This is a genomic window from Cuniculiplasma divulgatum (genome assembly GCF_900083515.1).
Classification (GTDB): domain Archaea; phylum Thermoplasmatota; class Thermoplasmata; order Thermoplasmatales; family Thermoplasmataceae; genus Cuniculiplasma; species Cuniculiplasma divulgatum.
This window is the reverse complement of sequence record NZ_LT671858.1, coordinates 1,691,343-1,703,132: the sequence shown is the minus strand read 5'-3', so window position 1 is coordinate 1,703,132 and position 11,790 is coordinate 1,691,343. Positions and strand designations below refer to the sequence as shown.

General features: G+C 37.7%; 9 protein-coding genes. 4 read left to right on the top strand and 5 right to left on the bottom strand.

Translation table 11 applies throughout. From position 1 onward, the window contains the following. Window positions 1-29 precede the first annotated feature (29 nt). Entirely contained in the window at window positions 30-2,981 is a 2,952-nt protein-coding gene (locus tag CSP5_RS08420; protein ID WP_148690130.1) for a hypothetical protein, read from the top strand. A gap of 425 nt (window positions 2,982-3,406) precedes the next feature. Here CSP5_RS08420 and argS read toward each other — a convergent pair whose 3' ends face one another. Genes argS through CSP5_RS08395 form a run of 5 tightly spaced genes read right to left on the bottom strand, consistent with a single transcriptional unit; the run spans window position 3,407 to window position 9,038 of the window. Beyond that, window positions 3,407-5,059 (bottom strand): arginine--tRNA ligase, encoded by a 1,653-nt coding sequence (gene argS, locus CSP5_RS08415; protein ID WP_021790369.1) that lies wholly within the window; start codon window positions 5,057-5,059, stop codon window positions 3,407-3,409. A gap of 30 nt (window positions 5,060-5,089) precedes the next feature. Continuing rightward, entirely contained in the window at window positions 5,090-6,346 is a 1,257-nt protein-coding gene (locus tag CSP5_RS08410) for a 3-phosphoshikimate 1-carboxyvinyltransferase (RefSeq protein WP_172399451.1), read from the bottom strand. Further along, window positions 6,339-7,178: a shikimate kinase gene (locus CSP5_RS08405; protein WP_148690128.1), complete on the bottom strand. Its 840-nt coding sequence runs from the start codon at window positions 7,176-7,178 to the stop codon at window positions 6,339-6,341. The genes CSP5_RS08410 and CSP5_RS08405 overlap by 8 nt, the downstream gene beginning before the upstream one ends. Beyond that, window positions 7,154-7,981 (bottom strand): shikimate dehydrogenase family protein, encoded by an 828-nt coding sequence (locus CSP5_RS08400; RefSeq protein WP_148690127.1) that lies wholly within the window; start codon window positions 7,979-7,981, stop codon window positions 7,154-7,156. The genes CSP5_RS08405 and CSP5_RS08400 overlap by 25 nt, the downstream gene beginning before the upstream one ends. Window position 7,982: 1 nt before the next feature. Next, window positions 7,983-9,038, bottom strand: coding sequence for a 3-dehydroquinate synthase (locus CSP5_RS08395; RefSeq protein ID WP_148690126.1), 1,056 nt, complete (start codon window positions 9,036-9,038; stop codon window positions 7,983-7,985). A gap of 100 nt (window positions 9,039-9,138) precedes the next feature. Here CSP5_RS08395 and CSP5_RS08390 point away from each other — a divergent pair, with 100 nt between their 5' ends. The 3 genes from CSP5_RS08390 to CSP5_RS08380 are packed head-to-tail and all read left to right on the top strand — an operon-like array spanning window position 9,139 to window position 11,790. Continuing rightward, on the top strand, window positions 9,139-9,630 hold the full coding sequence (locus tag CSP5_RS08390) for a hypothetical protein (protein WP_021790374.1): 492 nt from the start codon (window positions 9,139-9,141) through the stop codon (window positions 9,628-9,630). Continuing rightward, window positions 9,573-9,800, top strand: a complete 228-nt coding sequence (locus CSP5_RS08385; protein ID WP_145983999.1) for a hypothetical protein — start codon at window positions 9,573-9,575, stop codon at window positions 9,798-9,800. Before CSP5_RS08390 ends, CSP5_RS08385 begins: the two co-directional genes overlap by 58 nt. Further along, on the top strand, window positions 9,790-11,790 hold the full coding sequence (locus CSP5_RS08380; protein WP_148690125.1) for a type B DNA-directed DNA polymerase: 2,001 nt from the start codon (window positions 9,790-9,792) through the stop codon (window positions 11,788-11,790). Before CSP5_RS08385 ends, CSP5_RS08380 begins: the two co-directional genes overlap by 11 nt.

The window sequence follows — 11,790 nt, the reverse complement described above, 5'->3', positions numbered from 1 at the left end:
TTTATTTAGCGAAAAAGAGGAAGATCACATTGGACAGTAAAAAAGTGTTGTCAGCAATTCTGATAGCAGTATTTCTTGCGGGCATGGCAAATGTCACCGCAGCATCATCGTCAAGTTCTTATGCTCCCTCCACGTCCCATGTTAATCTCAACATGTATGTGATGGAAGGGAAAAATCAAGTTGGGTTCGCAGTTAACCCTGTAATATACATAAATGCCTCACAGGGTCAGTACACATTTACGGATACTGGCAACAGCTTAAATGTATCACTAAGTTATGGAAGTTATCTGGTAACGGTAATGCCTACACTTTCCATAATAGGTGGAGCGCATTATCTAACAAACAAGACATATTACTATTTGGATGTTAATTCTGCAAATCAGGCAGTTGCAATAAATCTGAAAGCAGTTGTTCTCACATATTCAACGGTTAACTTAAAAAATCTAAATGGTGAAACCACGACTTTAATGTTTTCCACCACTGAGGGTTATAACTTTTTCACAAAGACAACAAATTCTTCATCTTTCAGCGCATATCTGCCAAATGGCACCATGTTCTATGCAAACAGTTACTACAACAGCGAGCCAAGTCAGGGAGTAACATCTCAAATTCTCACACTGGAATCAAAAAATACTGTCACCATAGAGCTTGGTAGAAGTGCCGTTAACTATTTCGGAGCAGTATACTCAAAATCAGGTTCAAAGATAAATTCGTTTAAAATAGTTGAGTTCAACTCAACAATAAATCATTATACAACTGTGTCATTTAATTCAGGCTTATACTATATTAGTGCTCAGGGTGGTACTGAGTTCATGATAGCAGCTAATGGCTATAAACCGGTTTCAATTACCACATCAGGAACATTAACACTAATACCATCCACATCAAACGTTTTCAAGAACTATTCCCTAAGTAAGAATTTACAAACAGTATCTGTAGTAACACATTACAACTTGAATTCAGGAACTGCTTTTCCTGATATGGCAAACAGTACAGTAATGAGTCTATCATATCAGGAGGCGTTGGATAATTTATCAACGGGGTTCGTGAATGATGTTGAAAAGATTGCAGGACATATGCCTGCGAACACATATTATTCATTCATGGCAAACAATTCCTATTATAATTTAACAAACAGCCATGTGGATATGAAAAGCCTGGTGTACAATAAATACAGCCTTAGCCTTTACACCTTTGCCAATTACACAAATACAAAAATGTCTTCAAAAGACTATAAGAATCTTGTATTGAAGGTTTATCAGAAAGGAACACAATATACTCCATCAACTGTAAACTATTTAACTTACATTAATTACAACAACATCAATGTTTCAGTCCAGTCCGCATCATCATCTGTTACCTATGGAAATCCATTTGAAATTATGCCAGTAAGCAAAAGTTCAATGGTAACTGTTTCCTTTGGAAAGGTTCAGAATCCATATTTCGTAAACTCAAATGCAGTAGTATATTACAAGGGAATGGTTACAACTTCTTCAGTAATTAACACAACTGCAAGAAACACACTTGTAGTGGTTCCATACAATACTATATTCTCAATTAACATGTCAAAGACTCTTTATAATCCAATTATAGGCCAATATCAGTATAAGTCACCAGTATCGTTTATGTGGAAAAATTCTACAACCAGTTACAATGGCTATAACTACAGCTTGAAGTTGATGAAAACTACAGAGTTCTTGCTTACTGGTATGGATAGCTCTGGATTCTCCAATGTTACTAATGTAACGTTCATTGTGCTGAAGAACACTGAATCACCAAATGTAAATTTTACATACACATTTAACGGCAAAGTTCACAAAGTGATGTCATCAACAGCTAACACAGGAACAGTATCAATAACGGTACCACAAAACTCACAGGTCACGTTCGACGCTTCACTGAGTTCCTTGAACCTTACCTATAACAAAGAAAAATACAGTGTTCAGTTAAGTTACAGTTGGATGTTTCCAAATTCAACACTTAAAGGTGCAACCGTAAACTACCAGTTTACAACTCCAACAATTAACGGAGTCCCTAAACTTGGAATGCTGAACGTTACCAGTGCAGGAAATACAACAAGGTCTGTTCAGATAAAGGCAATAGTCAATGATACAACAAATCCAAGTGCAGTTGTAACAATTCAGAATCCATCAAATAAGAATATTACTGCAATCCCAGCAGGTTCACCAGTGATACTGACAGCTAATTACTCAGCTGACAAATATTATGGAAAATCAAAGCTTAGCTATAACTGGACATTCATGTTTGCAAACGGAACGAAAATACCTGCGAACACAGCAAATCTTACAATTCTAAAGTATGACAGTTCCTCCAGTGTCTGGAATAGATCAGCATGGGTGGAAGTTCAATTCAACCTTGTTGCAAAGATCCACATATCTCTAAAGGTTACGAACCCTGTACTGAGTGGTTATGATAACATTTCATACACAACTACTTACAGTGGACCAAAACTGCTTGTTAGCGGTGTTCATTATTCGGGAACTTTCTCTCAAGGTGTTACAAAGGAGGTTCAGGTAAACGTTACGAATCATGGTAAAGTATCTGTTACAGGGCTTACCATAGTTGTATATGATAATGGTGCTCTTTTGAAAAGCAAATCATTCACACAAACTTTGGCAGTTAACCAGACCAGAACATATGATATTAACATATCACTGGCTAATTCTGGTTCACAGAGCCTGTCATTCCAGGCCTCTAACTCAGCGCAGCCAAACTTTGTACAGAAGGATGGCCAGCTTGTTAAGACTGTGAGTGTGGGTGTTTCATCCGATAGAGTACTTCTGGTTATAGTTGCAATTATAGTAATAATACTGATACTTGCCCTACTGTATTACAGGCTCACAAAGGGAAAATTCCCAGGCGCAGCAAGAGTAAGGCAACAGTCTCTCCCACAGTCCAACCAGAAAAAGATAACAGACCAGAAGCAGGTGCCAAAGAAGGACAGTAACACAAAACAATAATCCTTTATTTTTTACAATTAAATTTATTAATAATTTATTTTACAGCATAATAGATTTATTTTTGAGTTCATCAAAGTTTAAAAGATTCTCCAACAGGTAAGAGTCTTTAAATATTTCTAATCCTGAGGCTGTCCTTCCTGAGAAATTGCATCTTCAGGCGTAACATGATACCTTTCTCTCTTGTGACATTGTGGACACTTTACCGAGAAAGAGTAAGGTCCCCACCTGAAAATCAAACCTAATGATGTGTCAGAAAGACTATTCCACTCAGAATAATTCACATTGAATTCATTTCCGCAATTGGGACATTTTACATGATACAAACCAGACAAATCTATCCTTTCAGAATTTTTTTAAATTATTTAAACTATTAACTATTATTATCTATATTCCCTGAGTCATAACCTACAGTATTAATATACCTCTTACATCTTTTTCACATTCTTTATTCCAACAATTTGTGAACTGTCGTCAATAATGTTCATGTATGTTTTCAGGATGTTTAATCTTCTCTCCTGTATACCTGTTTCCTCACCGAGTACCTTACATTTCTCGTAAAATGTAGTGAATTTTTTAGATAAATCCAGAATATAACCTGTGATGATATCTGGTCTCAGGCTTTTGGTTGCGTTCATTATTTTATATGGATATTTATACATCTCAAGAATGAGATCATTTTCTTCCTTTTCAATGTTTTTAGATGACGCTTCCTCTGAACTTGATTTTACCTTTTCCATTATGCTACTTGCCCTTGTATAGGAATACATAATAAAGGGAGCAGTTTCTCCATTGAAATCCAGGGCATCTTCCCACTTGAATGTAATGGGTTTTTGCATATTGATCTTCAGCATATAGAATCTTAGGGAAGAAACTGCTATATCCCTGCTTATTTTGTCAACATCCTTTTCTTCACTATATCTACTCAGCACTTCGTTTCTGGCCTTTTCATATAACTTCTCATAAACTTCCTTCACGGTGACACTCGTGCCCTTTCTTGTAGACATTCTTCCAGATTCTAAATTTACCATTCCATAATACACAAAATCAAGAGAATTCTTATAGTCAAGGAGCTGATGCATAACATAATCCATGATCTTTCCATGTTCCTTATGATCTTCCCCTACCACAACAATGCATTTGTCATACTGTGAGAATTTGTACATATGGTATGCAATATCTCTTGTTACATAGAGACTTGTACCGTTCTTTCTTTTGACAAAAATCTTCCTGACATTGGGGACGTCTATGTATAATGCCCCATTTTCGTCCAGTATATACTCTGATAGATCTTTAATAACTTCTTCTGTTTCTCCAGTAACAATAAATTCTGACTCCCATGTGAACTCATCCATCTTTATGTTGAGGAGTTCTAGATCAGAAACAATATCATCCAGCATTATCTGGGCTATATTCTTGATCTGATTTATGAGGTCATCATCCCCTTTCTCATATTTCTCCATTAGTAATTCTACTTCTTTCTCGTCACCTTTTTGTTCAAAATATTCATAAATCTTTTTATATCCATCTAGCAGGATTTCCTTTGTTAATGTCTCACCTTTGTGGAATTTCTCATAGCCGAGATACAGTGATACCATCTGTTTACCGGAGTCATTTACATAATACTGAGTGACAACCCTGTAACCATACCTTTCCATCAGTCTTGCTATGGAATCCCCTATTATGGAATTTCTAATTCTCCCCATATGTATGGGACCAGTGGGATTTGTGCTTGTATGTTCAACAGACACCCTCTCCGGGTCCTGAAATGATTCAGGAAAAGATCCCGTAGTTTGAAGGGATTCATGCATGGCATTCAGGAGATACCAACCATCTGTAATGATATTTATGTAACCATTTTCATATTCCAGGGATTGCACAAATGGAAGTTTCTTCAGCTCATTCATTATTGCATTTAATTTAGTATCAAAGTTATCAACCGTTTTCTCATATCTTACCAATCTGACTGTAATATGTGCATGTTCAGTCTGATCAAAAATCACATCCTTCTCATCCAGATTCTCGATGTGTTTTCTGGCTTCAGACTTTGTTAATTCCAATATGTCCTGAAATAAAAGCATGTTTTGAAATCATTTGGTTGCTAATAATCCTTATTCCAATTCCTCCTTAAATCCAAGAGAAATTAAATCATCTATAAATGAAGGATAACTCTTGTTAAGACTTTCAGGATTGTGTACAATGAATTTCTCTGATACCATAGACTGAGCCAGAATGGTCTCCATAACAATTCTGTGATCTAATGAGATTGGGAGTGCAGGTGAAATATCGTCTCGGCATGGACCAATATACAGAGTTTCGTCTTCTTCAGTTACATCCGACCCAAAGGCTTCAGCTATTTGAATAATGGCCATTTTCCTGTCACTCTCCTTTCCTGATAGTCTATCTGAATTTTTAATGCTGGCTCCCTTTTGGGAAAACATTCCAAGAAGGGCTATAACTGGTGCCAGATCTGGATTTATGTTGACATCAACCTCTAGCATACTAGTAATATCTTTTTTCATGGCAATTATTGAATTTTCTCCATATTGCAGGAGTCCATTAAGCAAATTTAGAATATTTGCATCAGGTTGCATGCTTTCCTTTTTCAGATTATTTATCTCTATTCCTTTTCCTGATAGTAATAGTCCAGCTGCAATAAGGAATGAGGCTGATGAATAATCTCCTTCTATTTCAAATGAAGTATTCATTTCATTCAGCGTTCCATTTATAATGAAATCACTTCCGGTTCTTTTTATGGTCAGCCCCAATTTTCTAAGTATATCTGCAGTCATATTTAGATATCCTTCTGAATTAATCTCTCCTTCAATATGTACTATCTTTTCGTCTATGGGGTTGAGTGCCATGTATAAAAGAATAGAACTGGTGAACTGGGAACTCAATTCTCCGTTTATGGATATTTCACTCACATATTTGGCATTAGTACCATCAAAAATGAGTGTTCTGCCATTCATTGAAAATCTGCATCCAATGCTTTCCAGTGAAATTATAAGTGGTTTCAATGGTCTTTCCAAAAGCTTCCCTTCAGTCTCAATTGCGCAACTGCATCTTCTTGATGCAAGAAGGCCAAGCACCATTCTGAGAGCAGTACCAGATTCTCCAACATTTATTAACTCCGGATTAGTGAATGAACCGTAAATATTGTAATATTTTCCGTCCTTTATTATCTTCATTCCGTTAGAACTGCATATTCCCAGTGCAATTATTTCGTCATCGCATCCAGAGATCGGTCCAATTCGTTTGTGACCCGGAAGGAATGCAGAAAGCAATAAAACCCTCTGTGACATGCTCTTGGAAGAAGGGGCATCCACCTTTCCATTTAGTTCTTGCGGAATTAAAATCCTACTCATTTTTCCACTCATGAGATGAAGAAATGTTTGTACTCGAGGCAACAAGAAAGCCCACATTATCTTTTTTGAGAATTTCCACGTCTCTTTCCAGTGTTTTTGGGTTTTCATACTGAAGAAAGAGGGAAGGCCCTTTACCATTTATTCCCATTATGTTGAACCTGAGTTTGTTCAATATCTCACCCGGCATATTGATACCCGATATTGTTCCAAGATAAAATCCATTCATGATGGCAATATCCTCGAAGTTGTATGAATTCAGTCTCTGAAACATTCTCTCATATGCATTCCTGAGGAATGATAGATCAATCTTGCCAAAATCATAACTCGATCTTCTTCCTTTCGAGGTTATTATTATGTAATGTTTTTCCTTAATCCTGTAATGCCTGAGCAGCTTCGCATTCCTGTTATCTGTTATGCACAATCCACCAAGCACCGAAGCATATAGATCATCAGATGCTCCAGTGGCTGAGACTCTTATCTGTCTTGATATTCGGCTTGATACTGTCACAATATCTTCTATTTCCATTTTAATGTCATTGAATAGGGAATAAGCCTTCACAACTCCAGAAACCAGAGCACTGCTGCTCTTAAGCCCCATCCCTGAAGGTATCTTCCTGTTTACATCTATCTGCAGTTCTGAATCCTTCCCATACTGGCTTTTCAATATGGAGAGCATCCTCCTTATATTCCATTGGTTTTTCTTTGCCTCTCCTTTTCTTGCCATTATTTCCATCTGATAGTCCAGTGCCAGTGCTGCCCCTTTCCAGTTCACGAAAGCACTGAGAACAGATATCCCCGAATTCATTTTCAGGATAAGCGTTCCGTCATCCATTTTAAAGTATCACCTCTTGCCCTGCTGAATATTTCCCTTTCGCATTCATCCATGAAAAAGATCCTGTAAGTCTCTTCTGCCTGTCTGAAGAACATATCCCTGCCATTGATTGCCCTGCCTCCACTTTCAGCAGCATATTTCATGAATTTTGTTTCATCATACTGGTATGTGAGATCTATGGCAGTGGCCTTTTCGTCATAAAAATATGGAGAGAACGGTGATTGGTCATCTTCATTCATTCCCAGTGGTGTGCAATTGATCAGGACATCATATTTTTCCATATCATCGTAACTTCTAATTTTCATGTTCCCGTACTGCCATGTTCCCTTAATTTTTTTTCTGGTTATTTCTGGATTTCTGGTAAATATATGCATGGTGTCAGGGCTAAAGTTTGTAAGTATGTAATAGATCATTATTCTGGCAACTCCACCAGCTCCAGCTATAGCAACTCTTTTTCCATCCACCCTCACACCATTCTTAGTGAATAGCTCCTCAATTCCAGCATAATCTGTGTTGAAGGCTGTAAAACCATTTCCCTCACGCTTTATAACATTTGAAACACCAGCCTTCCACACAAGCGGGTCCCTGTTTTCAGTATACCTGAGGATATCTTCCTTATATGGAATTGTCACGTTGAAGCCCTGGAAGCTCACATCCATTTTTTCCATTAACCGTTTCAATGTTACAGGACTAACATTTATTGCTGTGTAAATATTATTATTTTCTTCCAGTTCGAATATTCTGTTGAATAGAACCTCACTCCAGGACTTTCCAACGGGTGATCCAAGAAGTCCATACATCATCTCACATCATTCTCCCTGCTTTTAAAAACAATTCCTTGAAAACCTCTATTTTAAGTTCTGCCATATTTGTTATTCCCGGTTTAGTGGCCATTGGAATTGAAATTTTTCCATTTCTTATTTTCTTGTCATTCATTATGTATGAAAGGCTTCCATCAAGCATTTCATCACTGACCGCTATCTTATTTACGCCATATCTCTTCATCAGTTTGTTCATTATACTTATCCCATCATACTTCATCATTCCATAGATCTCTGACATCTTCATTTCATACATAATTCCATATATCACTGCCGCTCCGTGGGTTATTCTGTTTCTGGATATTGCTTCAATTCCATGTGCTACTGTGTGCCCAAAATTCAGTACATATCTTCTTCCCAGAAGTTCATATGGATCTTGATTACACACTGAAGCTTTTATATCTGCGTTTTTCACTATCAGATCTCTGAGAATATCTCCATTCTTCACACTTTCTATATCATTATTCAGGAGCGTTTCAATTATAGTGTAATCCATGGAAAATCCGTGTTTTATTATCTCAGCCATGCCCTCTCTTATAATCTGATCATTTTTCATCAGAAAGTCAGTATCAGCCACTATTCTTTCAGGGTTCCTGAATGTTCCTATGGCATTCTTTACTCCAGAAAAATTTATTCCGTTCTTTCCACCTATGGAACTGTCAATCTGTGATAGTAGAGTTGTTGGTATTGCTTTCAGTCTCAGTCCCCTCTTGTACGTGGATGCTATGAAACCAGAAAGGTCACCAATGGTACCCCCTCCTATATATGTCAGGTAGCTGTTCCTCTCCACTTCTCGTTCCATTAAAATCCTGCAGACTTCTTCATAGTTATCAATTCTCTTTGAATTTTCACCATCTTCAACAAAGATAATTTTTCCTTCTGAAAACCTTTTTATCTTCTCTGGGTAAATATTACTTATAGTTTCACTTACAATGAATGTTCCCTCATCGTTCTCAACTTCTATTGCATTTTTTCCGCATACATACTCAGTTTCATCATATCCTATGGTAAGCTTTTTTCTCACTGTTTCTCCACTCATGTTGCCCACCTTTTCGTGTTGAATTTCGCGGAAAAATTACATTTTTTCATTTTTTTTCTCATGCCAAAGCTTATTAAGGGAAATAAGAGTTTTCAAATTTATGTACAGAGGCTCACTGACCATAATTGTATACAATTCATTCTCTGAGATAGCTCAGGGACAAATACTGGAGAAATTCGAAGGTGTTGATTCACTGAACCTTCTTATAACCGATGGAATAATGCTCTCCCCTTCATTCCTCTCACATCTCTCAGTCAGAAATGTAAAGATACAGAGAATACTTACATCTCACCAGCTCATAAGGGTGATGGGGGAGCAGGAGACAACAGCATGTGCTATGGTTCTTAATAGCAGGGCAGTTGAGGACTGGGACTCAGAATCCGTAAGCTATATGATGGATGCAATGGCCGTATGGCCCATTACCCGTGGACTTTTTGCATTCGTTGAATTCATTGGAAAACCACCCATAAGTGTGAGAACAAACCACTTAATGAAGAGAGCATTTTACATGCCAGATACAGGGGGTGATGAGAAATGGGCAGAAACACGTACACGTCAAGGCAGGTTATGGAAAGTCTTGCAAAGGCAATGAAGTCCATGGAGAGCTCCATGCCTGAAAGAGACAGGAGGTTATTTGATGAAATACTCCTCATGGGTAGGATTCATGCCTCTCAGATGGACCTTTCAAAGTTATCTCCAGAGACAGCCTTTCTCATATCAGTAATCATGGAAATGATGGATAGAATAGATCATGGGCAGTAGAACCATAGTCAATCTTACAGCAGGGAAAAATCCTGCACTCTGGATTTATGAAAATGGCAAAATACAATATGAAAAGATCCACTGGAGGAACTGGATATTCGTCACCGGAGACCAGTTTGATATGGAATTTCTTGAAAGGCAAATGGAAGATGCTGGAGATATAGTTTATGAACATTCGGTGGAAAGAGATGTATATTCAAGAATTGAAGGTTTGAGAATCTATATACCACAGATCAGGGAAAGGGAATTCATAAAAATAATAAAGGGCATAGGATATGGAAGGAAATTCAGGATATATAATGGTCTCCTCGATCCTGGACTGAAGATCATGGCTGCCAGTAATTTAACCTATTTTTCCATAGAAAACCCTCTGGATCATGATCCAGAAATACCCTACATGAAGTTCAATGTTAAATACAATGGATACAGATGGAAACATGCTGAAATAAATGGTGTGGAATTCACCAACGAAATGGATGCCATGAAATTCTTTATGGATAATTTCCAGCGTTTTCCCATAATAATATACTACGATGCAACTTCAATGGCAACATTCCTTTCACGCATAGACATGATCATCGGTAAGAGGATAGGATACAGAATAAGTGGTGGCAGATCATTCATGTCATATGGAAGAGTCTCATATTCCACACCTTCAATACACATAAATGGAAAGATATCAATAAATGGGAATTCTTTCATGTATGAAGAAGGCGGCATTGAAGGCATATTTGAGATAAGTCGCATAACCGGGCTCTCTCCAGAGACAGTATGCAGGGTAACACCTGGAACTGCTGTATCATCACTGGAAAACTACGAGGCCATAAGATCAGGGATTCTTATAATTACAGACAAGGATGATCATGAAGATCCAAAGCCACTGAGTGCTTTCATGGAAAGTGATCGTGGAGGATACGTATTTCAGCCGCTCCCGGGATTTTATCGAAATGTTTACGAGATTGACTTCTCGTCAATGTATCCATCCATAATGCATCATTTCAATATGTCACCAGAAACAATAGGGACAGATAAACAGGTAAAACTCCCTGGGGATAATCCATACAGTACCAGCGTTTTGAAAGGATTCATCCCCTCATCACTTGACATACTGCTCAAGAGGAGACTTATATACAAATATAATAAGAGGATAAGAAGAGATTTTGAACTGAGGGATAAGGTTCTGAAATGGCTTCTTCTAACATCCTTTGGATACACAGGTTTCAAGAACGCAAGGTTTGGAAAGATAGAGATGCATGAAGCCATAACTTCCGTTGGAAGATGGGCACTTGAGACGGCCATGAGGATAGGCGAATCTGAGGGTTTCACCCCCATACATGGAATTGTGGATTCACTGTTTATTCAGGGAAATGGGAACATACAAAATCTTCTGAAAAGGGTGAGGAAGAACACATCCATAAATATAGTGATGGATGGATACTATAAGTGGATGGTGTTTCTGCCAGCAAGATCTGGTCTTGGTGCGTTAAACAGATATTTCGGACTGAAATATGACGGGAGCTACAAGGTGAGAGGAATAGGGATTAGACGTTCAGATTCTCCGTCACTGGTAATAAGGGCTCAGGAAGATATACTGAGGCTACTTGAAGAACTTGAGCCGGGGGTAAATGATCACTCCATATACACAAGATATATAGAATTAAAAGACAGATATGTAAGAAACATTGACAGATTTCCGAAAAGCGATTTTTCACTCACTCTGAGGCCGTCAAAATATTATGAGGATTATATGATTAAGAACATACAGAAAGCATCAATGGAATCGCTGATGGAGGATGGGATCGAGATCATGCCAGGGCAATCCATGAATGTAATAATCAATGATTCAGTAAAAAAGGTTGTTAACTTTGATGATCAACCGGTTGACAGGAAGTTCTACACCAGGATTCTTCTTAGAAACTTTGAGCCATTCGATTTTCTCTTCTCCAAACTCATTGTAAAAAAGCAATCAGATCTTTCATGGTGGTTCTAA